The 26,026-nt window shown below is 30.0% G+C and carries 19 protein-coding genes; 17 read left to right on the forward strand and 2 right to left on the reverse strand.

Annotated elements, in window-relative coordinates; genetic code table 11:
• Positions 1-6: 6 nt before the first annotated feature.
• Both KO506_RS15070 and KO506_RS15075 read right to left on the reverse strand, forming a co-directional pair.
• On the reverse strand, positions 7-900 hold the full coding sequence (locus tag KO506_RS15070; protein ID WP_215995756.1) for an aldose 1-epimerase: 894 nt from the start codon (positions 898-900) through the stop codon (positions 7-9).
• Entirely contained in the window at positions 900-1,898 is a 999-nt protein-coding gene (locus KO506_RS15075) for a GntR family transcriptional regulator (RefSeq protein WP_215995757.1), read from the reverse strand. The genes KO506_RS15070 and KO506_RS15075 overlap by 1 nt, the downstream gene beginning before the upstream one ends.
• 600 nt (positions 1,899-2,498) lie before the next feature.
• On the opposite strand from KO506_RS15075, the gene nirB reads away from it, so the two are divergent.
• The 17 genes from nirB to KO506_RS15160 all read left to right on the forward strand — a co-directional run bounded on the left by nirB (position 2,499) and on the right by KO506_RS15160 (position 26,026).
• Entirely contained in the window at positions 2,499-5,018 is a 2,520-nt protein-coding gene (nirB, locus tag KO506_RS15080) for a nitrite reductase large subunit NirB (RefSeq protein WP_215995758.1), read from the forward strand.
• Positions 5,019-5,316: 298 nt separating this feature from the next.
• Complete coding sequence (gene nirD / locus KO506_RS15085; protein ID WP_215995759.1) at positions 5,317-5,694, forward strand: nitrite reductase small subunit NirD; 378 nt, start codon at positions 5,317-5,319, stop codon at positions 5,692-5,694.
• 9 nt (positions 5,695-5,703) lie between these two features.
• Complete coding sequence (locus KO506_RS15090) at positions 5,704-6,288, forward strand: DUF4202 domain-containing protein (protein ID WP_215995760.1); 585 nt, start codon at positions 5,704-5,706, stop codon at positions 6,286-6,288.
• 15 nt (positions 6,289-6,303) lie between these two features.
• Entirely contained in the window at positions 6,304-8,124 is a 1,821-nt protein-coding gene (locus tag KO506_RS15095; protein WP_215995761.1) for a sensor histidine kinase, read from the forward strand.
• Between the two features lie 75 nt (positions 8,125-8,199).
• Positions 8,200-8,718 (forward strand): hypothetical protein, encoded by a 519-nt coding sequence (locus KO506_RS15100; protein ID WP_215995762.1) that lies wholly within the window; start codon positions 8,200-8,202, stop codon positions 8,716-8,718.
• Between the two features lie 142 nt (positions 8,719-8,860).
• Entirely contained in the window at positions 8,861-9,880 is a 1,020-nt protein-coding gene (locus tag KO506_RS15105; protein ID WP_215995763.1) for a zinc-binding metallopeptidase family protein, read from the forward strand.
• Between the two features lie 86 nt (positions 9,881-9,966).
• Positions 9,967-10,626: a response regulator transcription factor gene (locus KO506_RS15110; protein WP_215995764.1), complete on the forward strand. Its 660-nt coding sequence runs from the start codon at positions 9,967-9,969 to the stop codon at positions 10,624-10,626.
• 170 nt (positions 10,627-10,796) lie between these two features.
• Positions 10,797-12,218 carry an MFS transporter gene (locus tag KO506_RS15115; RefSeq protein WP_215995765.1) on the forward strand — a complete coding sequence of 474 codons (1,422 nt, stop codon included), beginning with the start codon at positions 10,797-10,799 and terminating at the stop codon, positions 12,216-12,218.
• 152 nt (positions 12,219-12,370) lie between these two features.
• A complete protein-coding gene (locus tag KO506_RS15120) occupies positions 12,371-15,892 on the forward strand; it encodes a nitrate reductase (RefSeq protein WP_215995766.1) in 3,522 nt (1,173 codons plus the stop codon).
• The gene (locus tag KO506_RS15125) at positions 15,889-17,322 is read left to right on the forward strand and encodes a rubredoxin (RefSeq protein WP_215995767.1); all 1,434 of its coding nucleotides are present in this window, start codon (positions 15,889-15,891) and stop codon (positions 17,320-17,322) included. Before KO506_RS15120 ends, KO506_RS15125 begins: the two co-directional genes overlap by 4 nt.
• A gap of 15 nt (positions 17,323-17,337) precedes the next feature.
• Positions 17,338-18,090, forward strand: coding sequence for a Crp/Fnr family transcriptional regulator (locus KO506_RS15130; RefSeq protein WP_252726888.1), 753 nt, complete (start codon positions 17,338-17,340; stop codon positions 18,088-18,090).
• 298 nt (positions 18,091-18,388) lie between these two features.
• Positions 18,389-19,774 (forward strand): CmpA/NrtA family ABC transporter substrate-binding protein, encoded by a 1,386-nt coding sequence (locus tag KO506_RS15135; RefSeq protein WP_215995768.1) that lies wholly within the window; start codon positions 18,389-18,391, stop codon positions 19,772-19,774.
• Between the two features lie 81 nt (positions 19,775-19,855).
• Positions 19,856-20,962: an ABC transporter permease gene (locus KO506_RS15140; protein WP_215995769.1), complete on the forward strand. Its 1,107-nt coding sequence runs from the start codon at positions 19,856-19,858 to the stop codon at positions 20,960-20,962.
• A gap of 83 nt (positions 20,963-21,045) precedes the next feature.
• Complete coding sequence (locus KO506_RS15145) at positions 21,046-21,894, forward strand: ABC transporter ATP-binding protein (protein ID WP_215995770.1); 849 nt, start codon at positions 21,046-21,048, stop codon at positions 21,892-21,894.
• Between the two features lie 8 nt (positions 21,895-21,902).
• Positions 21,903-22,733, forward strand: a complete 831-nt coding sequence (locus tag KO506_RS15150; RefSeq protein WP_215995771.1) for an ABC transporter ATP-binding protein — start codon at positions 21,903-21,905, stop codon at positions 22,731-22,733.
• A gap of 135 nt (positions 22,734-22,868) precedes the next feature.
• Positions 22,869-24,140: an alginate export family protein gene (locus KO506_RS15155; RefSeq protein ID WP_215995772.1), complete on the forward strand. Its 1,272-nt coding sequence runs from the start codon at positions 22,869-22,871 to the stop codon at positions 24,138-24,140.
• Between the two features lie 257 nt (positions 24,141-24,397).
• Positions 24,398-26,026 (forward strand): sodium/sugar symporter, encoded by a 1,629-nt coding sequence (locus KO506_RS15160; RefSeq protein ID WP_215995773.1) that lies wholly within the window; start codon positions 24,398-24,400, stop codon positions 26,024-26,026.

The raw sequence follows: 26,026 nt of genomic DNA on the forward strand, positions 1-26,026 counted from the left end.
TCTTTTTTATTTAATATCAATATCTAAATTCCAAGTAACACCATCTGTTTTTTGAGGTTCTAACACCTTTAATCCTATAAGGTTGTTAAAGCTGTTAGAAATACCCGTCATTGGTTCTATAGCAATAATTGGTAGGTTTTTGGGTGTATATAATTGCAAGAAATTTTCTTTATTACTACTTGTTATTTGTAAGTTGTATTTTGATGTTGAAAATGATACTTTATTGTCTTTTAAGAAAAAGCAGTCATCTAACTCTTTATCTTCAATTCTAAAAAGTTTATCTTGTGTATTTTCTACAATTTCTTTGGTGATTAAGTTTTCATCAAAAATTACTTTTTTATCACTTTTAAACTTTAAAAAACTATTTGACAAATCATCACTTAAAAAGTAAGGATGCCAACCTAAAATAAAAGGAAAAGGAGAATCGTCTATATTTTTAATAGTAATATTTAATTGCAAACTATTTTCAAATAAAGTATAGGTAAGCGATATAAAGTATTTAAAAGGAAAACCTACGCTTTCATTATTTTCATAATAACTTAATGTTACTGAGCAGTTGTCTTTATCTGTTTTAGAATCAAATAATTCAAATTTTTTATCATAGACTAAACCATGTAATGCACTTGTATTATTGTCGTTTTTCTTTAGTTGATATTTTTGTTCTAAGAAACTGTATGAGCCATTCTCAATTCTACTAGCAAATGGGAATAAGATCGAAGACGAATAAGAATTTACATAATCAAAATTTGCGATGTCTTTTATTAAATAGATATTTTTACATTTTAATTCTTGTAATCTACCTCCTTCTTGTAAAGAAATTTTTGCTGAAGTAGAGTTGTCTGCGTTTTGTAAAATGATGGTTGGTAAATTGTTCTCAGTTTTGTTGAATATGCTAAACATTATATTGATTTTCTAAAAATTAATTTACTTGGATTTGCAACAGAAGTTTGTGAGTTATTAGTAATCATATCTGCCAATGTTTTACCCATCAAATTAAAATCTGTTGAAATGGTTGTAATACCATCTGCAACCACTTCTTTTAACAGTGTGTCATTGTAAGAAATAATTCCAATATCTTTAGTTAGTTCTAGTTTTTGTTCTTTAATTTTTTTAATAATTTTAATTAGGTCTTTATCTTCAAAAACAAGATACAATTCCCCATTTTGTGGAACTCTCTTGTAGATGGATTCAGTAACTTCAAAATTAATTTTGTAATCGTTACAAAAACTTTTAAATCCTTTTAGTAATTGATTGGGTTGTTTGTAATCTGAAAAAACTAAAACTAATTTTTCATATTTTCTGATGGCGTGCAAACCTGTAAATAGTCCTTTTTGAATGTCATTTTCAAAATCTTGATAGATGGCTGGGTAATTCTCTAATCCTTCAGGTACTTGATCTAAAATGTAAACTTTATCATCTGGTAAACTATTGATGATAGCTTTTGTGTTATTTATATTAGCAGGCATAATAACATAATAGGAGTAATTGCCTACGCTATCATTTATGAGTTTTTTAAATACATCATGGTTAAAGTGGTGAAAGAAAATATCAACCTGAATAGAGTCTCCAAGGTTCTCTAAAAAAGAGTTATATAAATCTTCTTTAAAAGAATTCAATTCATCAAACAATACAAATATTTTTTGTTGAACTAAAATGTCTTCGCTGGTAACATAATACCCTTTACCAACTATAGAATGGATAATACCTCTGTTTTTTAATTCGTTAAATGCAGTTAAAACAGTGTCTCTAGATAGTTTGTGTTTGTCTCTTATAGCGTTTAAAGAAGGTAATTGGTCTCCTTTTTTTAATAACCCATTAGATATAGCTTCTTCTATAGATGCAACAATCTGTTTGTATTTTGGAACACCAATATTTTTTTTAAGTGATACAATTTTCATACAACAAAGATATATGTTTTTACAATAAAAAACAACTAGTAGGTTCTAGTATGTTTTTTAATCCTTTTGTTGTTCTAAAAATGAAAAATAAAATTAAAATGACTAGTTATATTGGTTCTCACACTGTAATTGAATTAATAGAAAGCAAGTGCTATGTTTAATTTTAGATGACTTGTCAAATTCATCAAAAGAAACATTAGAGAGAGTCTTTAAAATTACAAATACAAAATCAACTTTTATAAATACTATTTTTCCTAGAACCACAGTGGCTTTTAAAAGAAAAAAAAATGTATTTGTGTGAATGATTAAATAGATGAACCATTTTTTCTTTATTTAAATATTCAGATAACTCTAAAGTAATTTCAGGTTTTATTGTTTTAAGTTATTCTATTAAAGGAAGTCTTATTTTCTTTTTTATTCCATTTTATAATTGCCTTAGTATAGTTTTAATAATTTAAATGATGTTTTATTTAATAAAAATAAATTAATTATCAATTTTTTTCGAAATCTCTAATAATAAGTGATATACTTAAAATTTATAGTTAAAAACAATTAAAAGTAAGTAATAATACGTAGTTTTGTGATATAAAATACGTAATTATGAAAACTATTATAGTTGTAGGTAATGGAATGGTAGGTTATAAATTTTGTGAAAAATTTGTTTCAGCTGCTAATAATAAAGGGTTTAGGGTTATCGTATTTGGTGAAGAGCCAAGACCAGCTTATGATAGAGTTCATTTAAGCGAGTTTTTTGAAAATCAAGATGCAAAGGCTTTAGAAATGGCACCTGCTGAATGGTATGCAGAAAATGCTATCGATTTAATTGTTGATGAAAGGGTTTCTGATATCCAAAGAAATACAAAAACAGTTATAACTGCAAAAAATAGAGTTTTTACTTACGATTATTTAGTCTTAGCTACAGGTTCTTCTGCTTTTGTGCCTCCAATTAAAGGAGTGGAAAAAGAAGGGGTTTTTGTCTATAGAACCATAGAGGATCTAGAAGGTATGTTAGCTTATGCAGATAAGCTAAGAAAAGAAAATCCAGATGCAAAAGCTGCTGTTTTAGGTGGTGGGTTGTTGGGTTTAGAAGCTGGTAAAGCTGTTATGGATATGGGGTTAGAGCCACATATAGTAGAGTTTGCTCCTAAATTAATGCCAAGACAATTAGATTCTAGAAGCAGTCAGGTTTTACAGTTAAAATTAGAATCTATTGGTTTAAATATCCATTTAAGTAAAGCTACAAATCAGATTTTAGGTGATGAAGGTAAAATTACTGGAATGGAATTTGGTGAAGATGATGTTCTAAATGTAGATATGCTAGTGGTTTCTGCAGGAATTCGTCCAAGGGATGAATTAGGTAAAACTTCTGGTTTAGAAATGGGAGTTCGTGGAGGAATAGTTGTAAACAATAAAATGCAAACTTCAGATGAAAATATTTTTGCAATTGGTGAGGTTGCTTTGTATAATCAAATGATATATGGTTTAGTAGCTCCAGGTTATGATATGGCAGGAGTTGCAGTAGACCAAATTTTAGGTAATAAAGAAAGTTTAATGCCTGCAAGTATAGATATGTCTACTAAATTAAAATTAATAGGTGTAGACGTAGCAAGTTTTGGAGAACCTTTTATGCCTGCATCAAAAGGGCATTCTATCATTTTCGAAAATAAAACACAACATTTATATAAAAGAATTAACGTTAGTCTTGATGGTAAATCTTTATTAGGAGGAATTTTAGTTGGTGATGCATCAGACTATAATATGTTGCATCAAATTTATTTAAACGGAATGAAAATTCCTGAAGATCCAGCACAATTAATTTTACCTGCAACAGAAGGTGGTTCATCTTTTGGTGATGTTATGGATTTGCCAGATGAAGCTCAAGTTTGTTCTTGCGAAAACGTTACAAAAGGTCAGATTTGTGGAGTAATTGAAAGTGGAGAAGCTAAAGATTTAGCAGATGTAGTTTCTTGTACAAAAGCAGGTACAGGTTGTGGTGGTTGTAAGCCTATGGTAAAAGACATTACTACAGCAACATTAAAATCTTTAGGTATAGAAGTTAAAGATTCTGTTTGCGAACATTTCGATTATAACAGGCAAGATTTATATAAAATTATAGAAGTAAAGGGGTATACAACTTTTAATGAAGTTTTAGATAATCATGGAAATGGAGGTCATGGTTGTGAGTTATGTAAGCCTTTAGTAGCTTCTTTAATGGCTACAATTAATGCAGATACTGCAAATAAAGAATACGCAATTCAAGACTCTAATGATAGATTTTTGGCAAACATCCAAAGAAATGGAACCTACTCTGTTGTCCCAAGAGTTCCTGGTGGAGAAATTACTCCTGATAAATTAATCGCTTTAGGGCAAATTGCTAAAAAATACGATTTATACACTAAAGTTACAGGTGGAGTTAGAATCGATTTGTTTGGTGCAACCTTAAATCAATTGCCATTAATCTGGAAAGAATTAATTGCTCATGGTTTTGAAAGCGGACACGCTTATGGTAAATCATTAAGAACTGTAAAAACCTGTGTTGGTTCTACTTGGTGTAGATATGGAATGGCAGAAAGTGTCAGTTTTGGTATAGAATTAGAAAATAGATATAGAGGAATTCGTGCACCACACAAAATTAAAGGAGGAGTTTCTGGTTGTATTCGTGAATGTGCAGAAGCTCGTGGAAAAGACTTTGGTTTAATTGCTGTAGAAGGTGGTTGGAATCTTTATTTAGGTGGAAATGGAGGTGCAAACCCAAGACATGCAGAGTTGTTTGCAGAACAAATTGATAATGAAACTGTAGTTAAATATCTAGACAGATATTTAATGTTTTATATGAGAACAGCAAAACCTTTACAAAGAACTGCTGCTTGGCAAGAGCGTTTAGAAGGTGGTTTAGAGTATTTAAAAGAGGTAGTTATTGAAGATAAATTAGGTATTGTAGAAGACTTAGAAACTGAAATGGAAACTTTAGTAAATAAGTTTGAATGTGAATGGACGCAAGCTGTAAATGACCCAGAAGTTATGAAACGATTCAATCACTTTGTAAATTCTGATGAAGAAGATGATAATATAGTTTTTGTACCAATGAGAGATCAGAAAATGCCAGAACAATGGACTTAAATCTCTTTAAAGGTTTCAAAAACCTTGTAGATATAACAAGAAAAAGCATTTTAATTTGGGCGTTTTAACGGGCTTTTAGCACTCGCTTTTTTTCTGAAAAAGAAAAAAGAGCTCAAACAAATGCTTCAATCCCTAACGCAAAAGTTAGTTTATACAATTAAGTATTAATTAATTTAATAGATACAATTTTAAGAGTTAAGACCTTTTAGGTTTTAACAAAATAAAAATAATACAATTTCTCCAATGGTAATTATTTCTTTTATTTAGAGATGTTAAGGAGACTCTTAATCACATAATTATGGAACAAATTTTAGAGCAATACACATCAACAAAACTAGAAGATGTAAAAATCTGGTTTAAAGCTGCAACTGTACAAGATTTTCCTTTTGATGGTGGTGCTTGTGTAAAATACAAAAACAAACAAATTGCTGTTTTTAATTTTGCAAGACTAAATAAATGGTATGCTTGCCAAAATGTTTGTCCTCATAAAATGGAAATGGTGTTAAGTAGAGGTATGATTGGTGATGATAAAGGAACTCCAAAAGTTGCTTGTCCTTTACATAAAAAAACATTTTCTTTAGAAGACGGATCTAATTTAACTGGCGAAGATTTTAAAATTGCTACTTATCCTGTTAAAATAGAAGATGAAATTGTGTATATTGGCTTTTCAGAATAAAGCCATTTTATGAAGCCAACAAGATTTGAAACTGCAATTGCCTTAATAGATAAAAAAAATGCTGAAGACCCAAATGCCTATCAAGTTGCTGGTCTAGAATACGCTAAAGAGCTGTTGTACTCGCAAAGAATGACAAGAAAATTACTTCAATTTGAGCCTAATGCATCTAAGGCATTACAAATTGCAGCAAGAGCACAGCACATTTGTAGGTGGAAAATTGAAAGGAAAGAATATCCTATGGATAGAGTTGGGTATTTAAAATGGCGAGAAACGCTAAAAAAAATGCACGCAGATTTAACTGTAGAAATTTTGCAACAAGTAGGTTTTGATGAGCAATTTCAAGAAAGAGTAAAGAAAATTATCCTTAAGAAATTAATAAAGAAAAACGAGGAATCTCAAACTTTAGAAGATGCCATTTGCTTGGTTTTTTTAGATTATTATTTCGATGAATTTGCAGCTAAACACAATGATGAAAAAGTAATTGATATCTTAAAAAAGACTTGGGTTAAAATGTCAGACAAAGGTCATGCAGCTGCATTAACTATTCCTTTTTCAGATAAAAGCTTGGCTTTGGTAAAACAAGCTATTTCATAACAAAAATGACTTAAAATGACAAAAAACGGGAATTCTTTAGATCAACGTACGTTTTCTAAATTAAGCCGTTTGTATATTCTTGCTTTAAGTACAATTGCGCTTTCTGTTATAATTAGCCAAGTTTTAGTTCGTAATCATTTGGCAAATCAAGAAAGTGATTCAACTGTAATAAATGTTGCTGGTAGGCAAAGAATGCTAAGTCAAAAATTAACAAAAGATATTCTTTCCTTATCTATTTCAGACCAAGAACTTACTAGAAATCAATTAAAAAATAGAATTAAAAATACATTAACTTTGTGGGAACTTTCTCACTATGCACTCCAAAATGGTAATGATTCTTTAGGTTTACCAGCAGAAAATAGTTATGAGATAAAAAGACGTTTTAAAGAAATTAACCCTGTTTTTAAGATTATAAAAACTGCTTCAGAATCTATCATAGAAAAATTGCAACAAAATTCAGATTTGGCTATTTATGATTTAGCTACTGATATAAAAAAAGTGACTAAAAATGAAGGTTCTTTTTTAGCAAAGATGGATGATATTGTAAATCAATATGATTTAGAGGCAAATGAAAAAGTAGCTTGGTTAAGAAAGTTGGAGTTCTTTTTAATGGCATTAACCTTAATAATTCTTTTAGGTGAATTTTTATTCATTTTTTGGCCAACTGCAAAATCGGTAAAAGCAACATTGTCAGAATTATTATTGGCTGAAAAAAGAGCTAAAAAAATGGCTTTTAATGCAGATCAGTTAAGTGTTGCTAAAGAAGAGTCTGTAAAAGAATTACGAGCTTTAAGTCATGCAATGGATGAAACGTTGTTGTTTGCACGAATTTCTCCAAATGGAAACTTAATCCATATGGGTAATAAGTTTTCGCGTTTGTTTCGATTATCAAATTTTAATAAAGAAATTTTATTTTGGGACCTTTTGTCAATCAACGAAAATGAAAAAGTTGCAATAGAAAATTTAATAAATAAACATAAAAAAATAGGTTGGCAAGGAGAGGTAAAAGCAACTGCTAAAAATAATATTTCGATTTGGTTAGAAATGTCTATTATACCTTATAGACCCACAGAAGATAAATCAGAATTATTAATTATTGCATCAGAAATTACAGATAGAAAAGAAGCGCAGATAGAAGTAGAGAGGCTTACAAAAGTTAGTTTCGAAGAGAAAATGAGTCAGCAAAAAATAATTTCTAGCAAGATTATAGAAAATCAAGAAAAAGAACAAAATAGAATTGCAAAAGATGTTCATGATGGAATAGGGCAAATGTTAACGGGCTTAAAGTTTAACTTAGAAAGTATAAATTTAGATGATTTAGAAAAGTCTAAAACTAAAATTGAGCACTTAAAAGAATTGACTACCAATATTATAAAAGGGGTTAGGACAGCTACTTTTAATTTAACGCCACCAGAATTGTCAGATCATGGAATTGTACCAGCAATATCAAAATTAACTCAAGAATTAGGTAAACTAACAGGTAAAGAAATTCTTTTATTTAATAAAACCGATTTCAATCAACGATTAGATTCTTTAACTGAAATAAATTTATACAGAATTACGCAAGAAGCAATTAATAATGCAATAAAATATGCAAATTCTTCCAGTATTTTAGTGTCACTTTCTCATAGTAAAAATATGTTAAGCATTGTTATAGATGATGATGGTAAGGGGTTTGAGCCAGCCAAAGTAAAAAAAGTTAAAAATGGTGATGGGGGAATGGGTATGACTTTTATGAAAGAAAGAATTAAGTATATTGATGGTCGTTTGTTCTTAAATTCTGAATTAGGAAAAGGTACTAGGGTAACTTTAAATATCCCTTTAAAAACAGTTTAATTTATTTTAATAAAATTGCTAAAGCATCATTTTATATCTGAGTTGACAACAAGCTGAAAAATTACGAATCCGAAATTGAGAGATAAGAATCGAATACCGAAAATATTAAGTGAACTTGAACGAATTTGGAAAGCTAATCCTAATTTTAGATTAGGTCAATTAATTATTTGTGGAACTAAGACTAAAAAATCTAATCCAGAAGTATTTTATATTGAGGACGAAAATTTATTAGAAGGGTTATTAAAATTCGAAAATAGTTTCGATTTAAAAGCTCAAGAATTGGAGTCTATTTATGATTGGAAAACATATCCTAATGTTTCCAAAATTGAACACAAAGAACTATCTTTAGAATTACTTTCGGAATTGATAAATACTCTTAAAAAATCTGAAAAAAAAATAGTTATTACCCCAATTAATCTAATGAAATTAAATGGAGCACCTGTTTCTGATCAAGCTTGGTTGTTAGGTCAAAAGCAAAGGATTAAAGTCTTAAAAAAACTATTACGAGAATTAGAAGAAAACGGAATATTAACTGAAAGAAAATCTAAACAAGATTTTTTAGGAATTAAAGAAATTGGATTCGATATTGTTTAATAAAAATCCAATTGACAACATCACATAAAAATATTGCTAGTTTTACTTATTTTCGAAATTCTGAAGTAATTTCGCCGTTCATTGTTTATTTACTAAATTAACAACTGAATCACGCAACTAAACTTATATAAACACGATAGTTATGAATATTTTTCAATGCCCTAATTGTAGTAATACTGTTTATTTTGAGAATACAAGTTGCGAAAATTGTGAAAGGACTTTGGGGTATCATCTAGAATCTGATAATTTTAAGATACCAGATAATAATAGCCTAAAATTTTGTAAAAATTATATCTATGATAATTGTAATTGGTTGATAAATGTTTCTGATGAAAATGATTTCTGTACAGCTTGCCAATTAAATAGAACAATACCAAATAAAAGAGATCTTGATGATTTTAATAAATGGGAGCAATTAGAATTTGCTAAACATCGATTAATTTATCAGTTGTATAAATTAAAATTACCATTAGTTGCAAAAAACCATAATGACAAAGGTATTGCTTTTGATTTTTTATCAGAAAACAACAAAGAAAATAAACTTACTGGTCATGCAGATGGTGTTGTAACTATAATCCTTTCTGAAGCTGATGCTGTTCATAGAGCTCAGTTAAAAAAGCTGATGAACGAACCTTATAGAACTTTGTTGGGGCATTTTAGGCATGAAATAGGACATTATTATTGGATGCTATTTTTCGAAAAAGAACACTTACAGAGTTTTAGAAATCTTTTTGGTGATGAAAGAAAAGATTATGGTAAATCATTAGAAGCACATTACAAAAACGGTGAGCAAAAAGATTGGAACGTGAATTTTATAAGTAACTATGCAAGTTCACATCCTTGGGAAGATTGGGCAGAAACCTGGGCACATTATCTACATATTATGGATACTTTAGAAACTGCAAGTTCTTTAGGTATTTCTTTTACAAAATCTAAAACAATATTGTCTAAAGATTGTGTTTCTAATTTTGATGATCCTTATAAAATTAAAGATTTTAGAAAAATTTTTGATGCAAGTATTACTTTAACTTCTGCTGCAAATAGTTTAAATAGAGCAATGGGCTTGCCAGATATTTATCCTTTTATTATTCCAGAGCCCGTTTATTTTAAGTTAGAGTTCATTCACAATTTATTATTTAATAACAATTGGAATCTGAAATAATTTAATATAAACTTAATCTAATTATTCAACATACGTAGTTTTACTTAAAATTCTTATTTTTGTAAGTATAAAATCTATAATTAATTATGATAAATGTAGTGTTAGCAGACGATCACGTTTTGGTAAGAGATGGAATAAAAGCGCTATTAGAAGATCAATCAGGAATTACTGTAATTGATGAAGCTTCTAATGGTATAGAGGCTTTAGAGGTGCTTTCTAAAAACAAACCACACGTTTTAATTATAGATATTCGTATGCCAGAAATGAATGGAATTGAAGCTGTTGCAGAGGTGAAAAAACATTTTAAAGATGTAAAAACTTTAATGCTTTCTATGCACGATTCAGAAGAATATGTAGTAAAATCTATACAAGCAGGTGCAGATGGTTATTTGTTAAAAGGAGCAAGTAAAGAAGAGTTTTTAAAAGCTGTAATAAAAGTAGCTTCTGGTGGTAAATACTTTACAGGTGATGTTTCTTCTATAATAATGAACAATTTTGTAAGCGGAAATACCACAAGTATTGATACTTCTATAAAAGTAAGTACAGAGCTTCCTTTTAAATTAACTAAAAGGGAAAGGCAGATTTTAGATCTAGTTTTAGAATTAAAAAATAATAAAGATATTGCTGATGAACTTAAAATCAGTAAACGAACTGCAGAAGTACATCGATTTAACTTAATGAAGAAATTAGAGGTTAAAAATCTAATGGAATTAACTAATAAGGTTAAAGAATATCAATTAATATAAGTACTTAATTAAGTTTGTTTTTTAAAACAATTATTTTTTAACTTCAATTTTACAATATCCTTAAAATCAGTGTTGTGTAATTGTTGATATCCTAATAATTAGAATATACGTATTTTTTATACTTAGAATTAAGTATTTATACTTAGTTTTGTGGTATAAATATATGTATTATGTCTACTTTAACTCAAGAAAAAGCAACAAAACTAAGTTTGTTTAATTTTAAAAATGTATCCACTCGTACTTTTTGGATTACATCTATTTCATTTTTTATGTGCTTTTTTGCCTGGTTTGGTATTGTGCCTTTTATGCCAGATGTTGTAAAAGATTTAGGTTTAACACCAGATCAAAAATGGAATTCTATAATTTTAGCAGTTTCAGGAACTGTTTTTGCGCGTTTACTAATAGGTAAATTATGCGATAAATATGGTCCAAGATTATGTTATACTTGGTTGTTAATGTTAGGTGCTATTCCAGTTATTTTATGTGGTTTAGTGCAAACACCAACTCAATTTTTAGTTTGTAGATTATTTATTGGTTTTATAGGGGCATCTTTTGTAATAACGCAAGTACATACTTCATTAATGTTTGCGCCAAATATTGTGGGTACTGCAAATGCAACTTCTGCAGGTTGGGGTAATTTAGGAGGAGGAGCAAATAGATTAGGAATGCCTTTAATAGCTGGGGTAGTTGTTGCTTTTGGAATTGCAGATGCAGATGCTTGGAGATATTCTATGGTTATTGCAGGTGTTGTTTGTTTTTTAATGGGTATTGTTTATTTCTTTTTTACACAAGATACTCCAAAAGGAAATTTTAAAGAATTAAAAGCTTCAGGAGAAATGATTACGACCAAAAAAGATCAGATTGGTTTTTTAGAGGTTTTAAAAGATTATAGAGTTTGGATTCTTTTTGTGGTTTATGCAGCAAGTTTTGGAATTGAATTAACAGTTTACGGAACTATGGATGATTACCTTCAAAATACATTTCAATTAGAAAGAGTTACAGCTGGTAATATTGTACTTTCATTTGCTTTAATGAATATTTTTGCAAGAACTTTAGGTGGTTTCTTTGGTGATAAATTTGGGAAATTAAAAGGTTTAAGAGGTCGAGTTTTATTCTTGTCTTTTATCTTAACATTACAAGGGATTATGTTGATATCCTTTTCAGGAGCAACAAGTATAATTTTAGGAATTGTTTTATTAATTTCTTTCAGTTTAAGTGTACAAATGGCAGAAGGAGCTACATTTTCTGTAGTGCCATTTATAAATAAAAAAGCAATTGGTTCTGTTTCTGGTATTGTTGGTGCTGGTGGTAATGTTGGTGCTTTTTTAGCAGCAATGTTATTAAAATCAAAATCTGCTGTAGCAGAAAAAGCAGCTATTGCAGCTAATGAAGGTTTAGGGGAAGAAGCAATTAAAGCAGCCCAATCTGTAGCTTCATCAAGTGCAGTTTCTAGTGGGTATTTATTAATTGGTTTTGTGGTGATTGCAACAGCAGTTGTATCTTTAACTATTAAGTTTTCTAAAGAAGATGAATACTCAGAAGCTCCAGAAAAAGTAAAAGAAATAGCACCAGAATTGGTAACTGTAAAATAAAGAATTACAGTTGTTGTATTCTTAATCAGAAAAAAATATTTGGTTTTTTTGATGTAAAACCAACTAAACTATTTTAAGTTATTAAGAATAATAAAGTCAATGTTTGGTTTGTGAAAATTTAATGTCGTATTTAGTATAAAATCTTAGTTTAAATGATCAAAAATGAAGTTAAAACAACATGTTCTTATTGTGGGGTAGGTTGTGGTATTATCGTAAAAAAAGACATTAACAACAAGGTTTTTGTTGAAGGAGATAAAGATCATCCTGTAAATAAAGGGATGTTGTGTTCTAAAGGAATGAACTTACATTATGTAGCAAATGATGTGTCTGATAGAATATTATATCCAGAAATGCGTTGGTCTCGTTCTCATCCTAGAGAAAGAGTTTCTTGGGATACAGCTTTGGATAGAGCTGCAAACGTATTTAAATCTATCATAAAAAAACATGGGCCAGATTCAGTGGCTTTCTACGTTTCTGGACAAAGTTTAACAGAAGAATATTACATCGCAAATAAATTAACAAAAGGTTTTTTAGGTACAAATAATATAGACACAAACTCACGTTTATGTATGAGTTCTGCTGTTGTGGGTTATAAAAAAACATTTGGAGAAGATAGTGTGCCAGTTTCTTATGAAGATATAGAATTGGCAGATTGCTTTTTAATAACAGGTGCAAATCCTGCTTGGTGTCATCCCATATTATTTAGAAGGATAGAAAAAAGAAAAGAAGAAAACCCGAATGTAAAAATTATTGTAATTGATCCTCGTAGAACAGATTCAGCAAATTTTGCAGATTTACATTTACAACTAACTCCAGGTACAGACGTAGTTTTGTATAATGCAATTGCCAGACGTTTGTATAAAAGAGGTTTAATTGATGAAGATTTTATCAAAAAGCATACTCAAGGTTTTGAAGATTATCGTAAAATAATTTTAGATACAAACTTAAAAAAAGCTTCAAAAATATGTGGAGTACCTGAAGATGATATAGAAAAAGCTGCAGAAATAATTGGGCTATCAAAAGGTTTTATTAGTATGTGGGCAATGGGTTTAAACCAAAGTGTGGTGGGTACAGATAAAAATGTATCGCTATTAAATCTATCCTTAATTACAGGTCAAGTTGGTAAGCCTGGTTCAGGTCCATTTTCGTTAACAGGTCAGCCAAATGCAATGGGTGGTCGTGAAGTTGGTGGAATGGCTAACCTTTTGGCTGTACATAAAGATTTAGGAAACGAAGAGCATAGAAGAGAAGTTGCACAGTTTTGGGGAGTAGATAAAATATCACCAAAACCAGGCTTAACAGCTACAGAAATGTTTGATGCTTTAGAAAGTGGAAAGCTAAAAGCTGTTTGGATTGCTTGTACAAATCCGTTAGTGAGTTTGCCAAATTCGCATCAAATAGAAAAAGCGATGGCAAATTCTAAGTTTGTTGTGGTACAAGAAATTTCTCATAAATCAGATACTGTAAAATATGCAGATTTGGTTTTACCAGCAGCAGCTTGGTTAGAGAAAGAAGGTACAATGACAAATTCTGAACGTAGAATTTCTTACCTACCCAAAGAAATAGATGCACCAGGAGAAGCAAGGCCAGATGTAGAAATTTTCTGCGATTTTGCGCAAAGAATGGGCTTTAGAGGTTTTAATTACAATAGTGCAGAAGAAATTTACGACGAATATGCATCAATGACAAAAGGTACAAATATTGATGTTTCTTTCTTAAACTACGATCGTTTAAAAAACGAAGGTACTTTTCAGTGGCCAGTAAATGAATATCGTCATTCTGGTACGCCTCGTCTTTTTGAAGATAAAAAATTCTATACACCATCTCAAAAAGCAATTTTTAATGTTCCATCAACCATAGAAAATACATCAGTAAAAACAAATCAAGAATTTCCTTTAATTCTTACAACAGGTCGTATTCGAGATCAATGGCACACCATGACAAAAACAGGTAAAGTGTCGCGTTTAAAAACGCATTATCCAAAACCAGTTTTAGAAATTAATCCTGTTGATGCATATTTAAATGGAATTAAAGATGGTGATGTTGCAGAAATAAAAAGTACAAATGGTGTAGTTAGAGTGCGTGCAAAAATTACGGATGCTATAAAAGAAGGTGTCGTTTTTTTACCTATGCATTGGGGTAAGGTTTTAAAAAGTAATTTAAATAGAGCTAATAATTTAACAAATACACATATAGATCCTGTTTCTAAAGAGCCAGATTTTAAATTTACTACGGTTTCAGTTTCTAAGTATAAAAAAATAAAAGAAAAAATAATTGTTGCTGGTGCAGGAGCTGCTGCTTTTCGTTTTTTACAGAATTATAGAGATTATAATGAGGTAGATGAAATTCACGTGTTTTCTAAAGAATCAAACTTATTTTATAATCGTGTTTTGTTGCCAGAATATATTACAGAAGAGCTTACTTGGCAACAATTATTAAAGATTAAAAATGCTGAATTAAGTAATTTAGACATTCATATTCATCCAGAAACTTTAATTGATAAGATTGATAAAGAAGCTAAAATAGTTACAGATTCAAATGGTGAAACGCATAATTTTGATAAATTGATTTTAGCCACAGGTAGTAGAGCATTTATTCCTAAAGATGTGCAAATTGATTTACCTGGTCGTTTTACAATGCGTAATAAAAGTGATGCAGATGAATTTAAAAAATATTTAGAAAATACAGGTTTGCCTCCAGAAGAGCAACATGTTGTTATTGTTGGTGGTGGTTTATTAGGTTTAGAATTGGCTGCAGCAATGAAGCACAAGAATGTGAAAATTACAATTGTGCAAAGAGCATCAAGATTAATGGAGCGTCAATTAGATAAAATTTCTAGTAAATTATTGTCTTTGGATGTACAAGAAAGAGGAATTCAAATTTATTTTGATAATGAAGTAAGTACTGTTTTTGATGATGATGAAACAGGTGAATTAACCATCAACCTAAAATCAGGAAAATACATTACAGCAAACGCAATTGTGTATGCTATTGGTACAAGACCAAATATAGAAATTGCAAAAAATAACGGAATTATTTGTGGTAGAGGTGTAAAAGTAAATCAGCATTTACAATCTTCACATCCAGATATTTTTGCTATCGGAGAAATTGCAGAATTTAACAATCAATTATTTGGTATTACATCTGCAGCAGAAGAGCAAGCAGGAATTTTAGCCAATTTTATTGCAGGTGATATTAGTGAATCTTATAAAGGTTCTGTGTTAATGAATATTCTGAAATTCAATGATTTAAACCTCTGTTCAATAGGTGAAATTAAAGTGCCAGAAAACGATAATAGCTATGAGGAAATCATTTTTACAGATATGTCTAAACGATACTATAAAAAGTGTATTGTTAAAGATGATCTTTTAATTGGGGCTGTTTTAATGGGCGATAAAAACGAGTTTGCAGAATTCAAAACAATGATAGAAAGCAAAATCGAAATGTCTGATAAAAGAGATACATTGCTTAGAGGTTCTTCTAATGATGTGCCAATGTTAGGTGAATTGGTTTGTTCTTGTAGCCAAGTTGGGGCTGGTAATATAGAAGAGGCAATTGCTGGGGGTTGCACAAATTTTACAGAATTATGTAATAAAACTGGTGCTGGTTTAGGTTGTGGAAGTTGTAAAACTGAGGTAAGAGAAATTTTGAATAACGCAAAAGTAAAAGTATGAGCAAGCAATTGAATCGAGTTATTGTAAAAGGTGGTGTTTTATCGCCAGGAGAACTAAAATACATTTGCGAATCTGTAGAAAGTTTAGGTCAAGAAACTATTTCATTTGGTTCTAGACAAGATATTTTATTGCCTAAAAAAGTAAAAAAAGAAGATTTATCTCAATTTGATAAATTACAAGTGGTAGAAGCAGATGAAATTGGTATAGAGAACATGGTGTCTTCTTATGTTTGTGCAGATATTTTTCCTAGTACCTCTTGGTTAACTGGAGATAGATATTTGTATATTTTAGAACAATTCCGATCAAAATCAACTTTAAAAATAAATATTACAGACCCAAAACAACGTTTAGTGCCTTTATTTACAGGACATATTAATTTTATTGCTTCAGAACACGAAGATTATTGGTATTTGTACATAAGGCTTCCTGGTTGGGATGAAATAAAAATGTACCCAGCTTTAATTTATACGTGGGATTTAGATAAAATTGAAACGACAATAGAGAATATTTTAAAAGAAGAGCCTGAGACTATTGAAACCATTTTTGAATTGGTAAACGATGCTTTAGATGCAAATAATAGAACAGTAGATAAGCCTTTAGAGGTACCTTTTTATCCTTTTCCTTATTTTGAAGGGATGAATAAAATTGGACCTGATAAGTATTGGTTGGGTTTGTATTGGAGAAATAATAAATATGATATTTCTTTTCTAAAAGAAATGTGCGAATTATGTTCAGAAAACAAGATTGGTAAAATTTCAATTACACCTTGGAAATCTTTTATTGTAAAAGGAATTCCAAGAGAATCAAAATTAGTTTGGGAAAAATTTTTGGGTAAAAGAGGTATCAATGTACGTCACTCAATGTTAGAGTTAAATTGGCACTTACCAGTTGCAAATAAAGAAGCATTAAATTTAAAAAAATACTTAGTAGCTAATTTCGATCAAAATGATATTAGTACCTATGGTTTAACTTTTGGAATTACAAATTACAGTAAAGCTTCTTATTATTTTACATCTATAGTAGTTCAGAAAAATAAACAGCCAGAAATGATTGGTAATTTTCAAACTAGAGATACTTATAATTTATTGTATGCCAAAAACTTTGATCCAAATACAAGGCAATATATCATGCATGTACAAGATGTAGATAAAGTTGAATTACCTGGTTTGTTAATGGAGTTAAGTCAGCTGTATTTTGATGATTTAGGTAGTGAAAAAGAAGATGAAAAAGGAACTGAAGTTAAAAAAGAACAGGTTGAGTTAGAGGTGTATCAATGTCAAGATTGTTTCACAATTTACGATGAAGCTTATGGAGATGTAACTCAAAATATAGCACCAGAAACCTTATTTACAGCGCTTCCAGAAAATTATGAATGCCCTCTTTGTGAGGCTTCTAAAAGTAATTTTGAAAAGGTTGTGATGGTAAAATAAAACCCTAATTATAAATTGGCATTTAATCAAAACATAGCGTTAAAAAATTCAAGAAAAGTAAATGTTGATTTTTCTTGTGGTTCTTGTATTAATACTAATTGTTTAATTAAAAAGAATATAAATATTATTGGTAACGCTGGTTTTGTTGATAATAAAAAATCACTGAGATGTAAAAAAGGTCAACAATTTATTATTGAAGGTGCACCAGTAAATGGCTTGTTTTTTATTTTAAAAGGTACAGTTAAAGTATTTAGAACAGGTATTAATGGTCGTGAACAAATTGTACGCTTTGCAAAAGAAGGTGAAATTATTGGGCACAGAGGTTTTGGTACAGAAGAGTATTATTCAATAGGTGCAATCGCATTACAAGATACTATTTTGTGTTATTTTTCTAAAACTGATTTACAAGAAGCTTTATTAAAAAATCCGAAGTTTGCTTATGATATGATGTTGTTTTACGCTAACGAACTCAATAGGAGTGAATCTAAAGTTAAATCTATTTCCCAAATGACGGTTCGTGAACGAGTTATAGATACTTTATTATATATCAATAGAAAATTTGGTGATTTAAGAGGTTTTTTAAATTTGCCTTTAAGTAGAAAAGAATACGCAGATTATGCAGGTACAACAGAAGAGCAAGTAATTAGAGTTTTTTCTTTATTAAAAAAAGAAGAATTAATAATTGCTAAAGGAAAAAAGATTGGTATTACTAATCTTCAAGCACTTAAAAACGAAATTAGCGAACATAATTATTATCTAGATTCATAATATTAGTACCCTTTTTTATTTTTGAACCATAAAGTCTTTCAGTTTTTTAATTGAAAGGCTTTTTTTTACGTACTTATTTAAAAAAAAAATAAGTATATCTAGTTTTTACTTAGTGCTTGTTTTTTAGTTAAGTATATGTATAACAATGTTTTATTTTTTAAATATGTTTTTTGATAGGTTTTTATATGTATAAAAAGAGTTTTAAGTATGTGTAATATCATAAGTTGAAATAATAACTAGGTATATATTTGTTAAAAAATTAAGTATTAATACGTAGATTACTAAAACTTACGAAACAATGAAATCTTTATTTAAAAAAACAATTTACATTTTACCAGTAGCAATGTTATTATTTGCTTGTGGAGGTAAAGGAACAAAGAAAGAAACAACAACAGAAGTTGTAAAAACATCAAAAACAAAACAATTAGACATAGAAAAACCTCAATTAACTTTTGGGTTTATCAAATTAACAGATATGGCTCCTTTAGCTATTGCTAAAGAAAAAGGATTCTTTGAAGACGAAGGATTATTTGTTTCTGTAGAAGCACAATCTAACTGGAAAAATGTTTTAGATAGAGTTATAGATGGTCAATTAGATGGTTCTCACATGTTAGCAGGTCAGCCAATTGCTGCTGGTGCAGGTTTTGGTCGTCAAGCAAAACTAGTAACTCCTTTTTCTATGGATTTAAATGGAAATGGAATTACAGTTTCTAATGATGTTTGGTCTAAAATGAAACCAAATGTACCTACAGATGGTGATGGAAAACCAGTTCATCCAATTAAAGCAGATGCTTTAAAGCCGGTAATTACAGAATACAAAAATTCTGGTAAAGCCTTTAAAATGGGTATGGTTTTTCCTGTATCTACTCATAATTACGAAATTAGATATTGGTTAGCAGCAGCAGGGATTCACCCAGGTATGTACACAAAAGAAAATGTGCAAGGACAAATTGATGCAGAGGTTTTATTATCTGTAACTCCACCACCACAAATGCCAGCAACTTTAGAAGCAGGTACCATTTTTGGATATTGTGTAGGAGAACCTTGGAATCAGCAAGCGGTTTTTAAAGGAATTGGAGTTCCTGTAGTTACAAACTACGACATCTGGAAAAATAATCCTGAAAAAGTATTTGTAATGACAGAGAAATTTATCGAAGAAAACCCAAATACAGCAGTTGCAGTTACAAAAGCATTAATTAGAGCTGGTAAATGGTTAGATAAACCAGAAAACAGAAAAGAAGCTGTACAAATTTTATCTATGAGTCAATATGTTGGAGCTCCAGTAGAAGTTTTAGCAAACTCAATGACAGGTACTTTCGAATTTGAAAAAGGTGATAAAAGAGAAATGGAAGATTTTAATGTTTTCTATAAATACAATGCAACTTATCCTTTTTATTCTGATGGAATTTGGTTCTTAACTCAAATGAGAAGATGGGGACAAATACCAGAAGCTAAAACTGCAGATTGGTATTCTTCTACAATAAAAGATATTTACAGACCTGATATCTGGAAAAAAGCTGCGGCTCTTTTAGTAGAAGAAGGCAATATACCAGCAACAGATATACCAGCAACAGATGGTTATAAACCAGCAACAGCAGATTTTATAGATGGTACTACTTATGATGCAAAAGATCCTATTGGATACATCAATAGTTTTTCGATAGGTAATAAAGACAAAAAATAATTTAGTTTACTAAAAATCCTACAAGGTTTTAAAGCCTTGTAGGTATAACTTAAAGCATACAAAACTAAAAAGGATAAAAAAATGAAAGCAAGTTTAACATTAGGAAAAGTTTCTAGTTTTTTAGGATTGGGTTTCTTTACAACGCTTAAAGATCTATTTACTGGAAAGTTAGAAAAAGAAGACTTTAAAAATTTACTACGCAAGTTTATTGTTCCACTTGCTTCCATTTTATTGTTCTTTCTTTTATGGCATTTAGGTGCAAAATCTTTATACAATATAGAGGCAGAATATAAAATTGAAAAAGCTTTACAAGATCAAGGGCAAGCAGCAGCAGATGCTTTAACAGCTTGTATAGCTTCTGGCGAATCTAGTTGTCAGCCAAATACATTGCCATCTCCAAGTCAAGTTTGGGATTCTTTTCAATCATTATTAAGAGATCACAATATTATTAGTGCAGACAAAGCCGCATTTGTAGAAAAAACAGCAGCTTTAAATGCAAAAAGAGTTGCTGCTGGTAAAGATGCAATCGTTTATACAGGTAGACCATCTTTTGTAGACCAAATCTTTAGAAGTTTACAAACTGTATTTGCAGGTTTTTTATTAGCCTTATTTATAGCTGTGCCACTAGGTATTTTTATTGGATTGAGTCCTACTTTAAAAAGCGCATTCAATTGGTTTATTCAAATTTTTAAACCAGTATCTCCAGTAGTTTGGTATCTATTAGTTTTTATGATTGTAAAAACATTATTAATAGGTTCTACAGACGATAGTTCTTTTACAATTTCATTTATAAGTGTTGGTTTATGTTCTATGTGGGCAACATTAGTAAATACAGCTATGGGAGTTTCTACTGTAGATAAAGATTATATAAATGTTGCAAAAGTTCTAAAATTAGGAACTTTTCAAAAGATATTTAAAGTGGTATTACCATCTTCTTTACCATTAATTTTTACAGGATTAAAAATTACATTATCAGTAGCTTGGATGGTTTTAATTGCAATCGAATTATTAGCTCAAAGTCCTGGTTTAGGATTATTTGTTTGGGAAGAATTCCAGAATGGAGCTAACGATTCTAATGCAAAAATTATTGTTGCAATGTTTGTGATTGGTATTATTGGTTTCTTATTAGATCGATTAATGTTAACTATTCAAAACTGGGTTTCTTTTGATAAACAAGATGCAATATAAATATGTGTAAACGTGTAATTGTTAAATCGTGTAAGCGTAAACAATTACCCAATTAAACAATTAAACAATTCAACATACAAAAAATGGCATATTTAGAATTAAATAATATTTACAAAACCTATGGTCAAGGAGATAGTGAGACAGAAGTATTGTCTAACATCAACTTAAAAATAGAAGAAGGAGAATTTGTTGCCATAGTTGGTTTTACGGGTAGTGGAAAAACTACTTTAGTAAATCTTATAAATGGATTATTGAAACCTACTAGTGGTGAGGTTTTGTTTAAAGGACAACCTGTTTCTGGAACTAGCCATGAACGTGGTGTAATTTTCCAAAACTACTCGTTATTACCTTGGTTAACTGTTGAGCAAAATGTTTTAATGGCAGTAAAAGAAGCATTTCCGAAAAGAGAAAAAGCTGTTTGGAAACGTAAAGCTGCACATTATATAGATATGGTTAGTTTAACACCTGCTATAAATAAACTTCCAAAAGAATTGTCTGGAGGAATGCGTCAAAGAGTTGCTGTAGCTAGAGCTTTATCTATGAAGCCAGACATGATTATAATGGATGAACCTCTTGGAGCTTTAGATGCTTTAACTCGTGGTAATTTACAAGATCAAATCTTAAACATTTGGGGTAAAGATAAAAGAACAGCTTTATTAATTACTAATGATGTTGATGAAGGTATTTATATGGCAGATAGAATTATCCCTTTAAGACCTGGACCAAATGCAACTTTAGGCCCTGAATTTAAAATTGATTTAGATAGACCAAGAGATAAAACAGAAATGAATGATAGCGAAAGTTTTAAGAAAACTAGAAACGCAATTATTGAGTATTTGATGGATATAGGAAACGAACGTAAATCTGAAGCTAAAGAAGAATTTATATTACCAGATTTAACACCAAAAGATTTTGTTAATCAATTTAGATAGGAAAAATTATGAGCATAATAACTGAAAATACCATCACAAAAAATGTTTTAGAAAACGGAAAATTTCCTTCTAATGATGTAATGTTAGATCTAAACGATTTAAAGAAAGTTTACCCAACTCCTAAAGGAGATTATGTAGTTCTAGAACACTTAAATTTGCAAATTCGTAAAGAAGAATTTGTAACCATTATTGGGCATTCAGGTTGTGGAAAAACAACAATGCTTTCTATGATTGCAGGTTTAAACCCTATTTCTGGAGGTAATATTTCTGTACTGGGTAAGCATATTAAAGGTCCAGGGCCAGATAGAGGTGTAATTTTTCAATCGCCAAGTTTAATGCCTTGGATGACATCTTTGCAGAATGTTTTACTTGGGGTAAATCAAGTTTTTCCTCACGCAACAAAAGCGCAAAGAAATGATATTGCTAAATATTATTTGCAAAAAGTAGGTTTAGAAGATGCTTTTCATAAAAAAGCAAGTGAATTATCTCAAGGAATGCAGCAAAGAGTTGGTATTGCAAGAGCATTTGCTATAAAACCCAAAGTATTATTGCTAGATGAACCTTTTGGAATGTTAGATTCTTTAACAAGAGGAGAGTTACAAGATATTTTAATCGAAATCTGGAACAAAGAAAAAATTACTGCTGTAATGATTACTCATGATGTTGATGAAGCCATCTTTTTAGCAGACAGAGTTGTAATGATGACAAGTGGGCCAAGAGCAAAAATTGGAGATGTTTTAGATATCGATTTTAAAAGACCAAGAACAAGAAAATCAGTTTTAGAACACGACGATTATTATAAATATCGAAAACACTTAATCGACTTTTTAGAGCATTAAGAAAGTATAACAAACAAACATAAATTTTAAAATTAAAATCGGTTTTTGAAGTATGAAACTTCATAAACTTAGGCATTAACAGCCAAAACTTAACAAATTAAATAACAAACAACACTAATTAAAAAAGTAAAAAAAATGAAAAGACAATACATAATTTTAGCGATATTGTTAGTAAGCTTTCAATTTGTAAATGCACAGTTTACATTAGATGGAGAATTTAGACCACGTACAGAATATAGAAACGGATTTGGTAGTTTAATTCCTGATGCATCAGATGCAGGTTTTGGAATATCTACAAGAGCAAGATTAAATGCAGGTTTTAAAACAGATTCATATAACGTTTTTATTAGTTTGCAAGATGTAATGGTTTGGGGAGAAAACAGACAAATTTTGCCTTATGATGCTAACAATTCATTTGCAGTTTTCCAAGCTTGGGCATCTCTTAAGTTAGGAGAAAATACAACTACAAAAATTGGTCGTCAAGTACTTTCTTACGATGATCAAAGAATTTTAGGAGGTTTAGATTGGGCACAACAAGGTAGAAATCATGATGCAGCATTAATTAAATATAAAAAGGATAAATTTATGTTAGATTTTGCGTTTGCTTTTAATCAAGATTACTCAAACCCAACAGGTTTTATTTCATCAGGTACAGCATATAATACAACTGGTTTTTTCTCATATAAAACAATGCAAATGTTATATATGAAACAAAGTTGGGAGAAATTTACAGGTAGTTTATTACTTTTAAATAATGGTTTTCAAGAATTTGATGCAGCAAGTGCAGCAGATGGTGTAAGTAATTTACAAACTATTGGTACACATTTAAACTACAAATCTGGTAGTTTTGGTTTGGCTGCTAACGCTTTTTTACAAACAGGTAAAAGACAAGGAGCTGTAGATGTAAAAGGAGCTTATTTATTTAGTTTAGATGCATCACTTAAAGCATCAGATAAAGTTACTTTAGGAGCAGGTATAGAATCTATAAGTGGTAATGATGGTGCAGCAGGAGAAACAGGAGCGTTCTTCCCTTTATATGGTACAAATCATAAATTTAATGGTTTTATGGATTATTTCTATGTAGGTAATCATGCAAACTCAATTGGTTTAGTAGATTTTCATGTAAGTGCTAATTTTAATTTAGGTAAAGGTTCTAGTTTGTTAGTAAAAGCATTAAATTTTAGTGGAGAGCAAGCTTTAGCTAGTGGAGAAAAATCTTTGGGAACAGAGGTAGATTTAGTATACAAAAAGAAGTTTAAAGGTTACGCTTTAGTTGCAGGTTATTCTCAAATGTTTGCTTCTGATGGTATGTATGAATTAAAAGGAGTAACAGAAGCTGCAGCTGCAGGTACTCAAAATTGGGCTTGGGTTATGTTAGTCATTAAACCGAAGTTTTTAGGAAAATAAATAAACTTTTTATTATTTGAATTTGATAATTAGCTATAGGCTGTTCTACGTAGAACAGCCTTTTTTTATAAAATAAAACTTGACTTTACTTAAAAAAGTATATTGTTGAGGTCTACTTGTATTATCAAAAAAAAACAATTAATTGTATAAATTAAGTTATTTGTTGTGTTGGTTTATGTTCTAGCTATTACTATTCTTTTGAATATATAGTATATTTGAGTCTTAAAAATTAACTAAACAAATAATAAAAAACAATTATGACAGCAGGATTTGATATGTGGGACTATGTGGTTTTTGTGGCTTACGCCATTTTAATTTTAGGTGTAGGTTTATGGGTTTCACGTGATAAAAAAGGGCATCAAAAAAATGCAGAAGATTATTTCTTAGCGAGTAAATCTTTACCTTGGTGGGCTATTGGTACATCTTTAATTGCAGCAAATATATCAGCAGAACAGTTTATAGGTATGTCTGGTTCTGGTTTTGCATTGGGTATTGCAATTGCTTCTTATGAGTGGATGGCAGCCTTAACTTTAATTATTGTAGGTAAATACTTTTTACCGATTTTTATTGAAAAAGGCTTATATACAATTCCTGAATTTGTTGAAAAACGTTTTTCAACAAACTTAAAAACCATTTTAGCGCTTTTTTGGTTGGCATTATACATTTTTGTAAACTTAGCTTCTGTTCTTTATTTAGGAGGATTAGCCATAGAAACTATTATGGGTGTAGATATGATGTATGCTATAATAGGTTTGGCATTATTTGCAGCTGCATATTCTTTATATGGTGGTTTATCTGCAGTTGCTTGGACAGATGTTATACAGGTAGTTTTCTTAGTTTTAGGAGGATTAATAACCACATATTTAGCCTTAAATACAGTATCTGGAGGTGAAGGAATGATAGCTGGTTTCTCTAAAGTGTGGGAAGCTGCACCAGAAAAGTTTCATATGATTTTAGAAGAAAGCAATGAAAACTATGTAAACTTACCAGGAATTTGGGTTTTAGTTGGTGGTTTATGGGTTGCCAATTTATATTATTGGGGATTCAATCAATATATAATTCAAAGAACTTTAGCAGCAAAATCTTTAAAAGAATCTCAAAAAGGGATTTTATTAGCTGCATTTTTAAAATTAATTATTCCATTAATAGTTGTTGTACCAGGTATTGCAGCTTATGTTATGGTAAATGATCCTGCAATTATGGCAAATTTAGGTGAAGTTGGTATGTTAAATACACCTTCTCCAGAACAAGCAGATAAAGCTTATCCTTGGTTATTACAATTTTTACCTACAGGATTAAAAGGTGTAGCTTTTGCTGCATTAGCTGCTGCTGTTGTTTCTTCTTTAGCATCTATGTTAAATTCAACTTCTACCATTTTTACGATGGATATTTACAAGCAATACATCAATAAAAATGCAAATGATAAACAAACTGTAAATGTGGGAAGAATTTCTGCTGCAGTCTCATTATTGATTGCTGTAATTGTTGCTCCTTTATTAGGGGGTATAGATCAAGCTTTTCAATTTATACAAGAGTGGACAGGTATTGTAAGTCCTGGTATTTTAGCTGTATTTATGTTAGGTTTATTTTGGAAAAAAACTACTAACAACGCAGCAATTTGGGGAGCTATTTTATCAATTCCGATTGCACTAGCTTTAAAATTCATTCCAATTGCGGCTTTAGAGCCTTGGATGCATCAAATGGGAATTGCAACTTTATTATCTATGGCAGTAACTATGATATTAAGTTATTTACAGAACAAAGGTGCTGATGATGAAAAAGGTATAGAAATTTCTAAAAACCTATTTAAAACATCACCATTATTTAATATGGGGTCAATCGTAGTTTGTATTTTATTAGCAGTATTGTATTCTTTATTTTGGTAA

The organism is Polaribacter vadi, assembly GCF_018861005.1.
In the GTDB taxonomy this organism is placed as follows: domain Bacteria; phylum Bacteroidota; class Bacteroidia; order Flavobacteriales; family Flavobacteriaceae; genus Polaribacter; species Polaribacter vadi_A.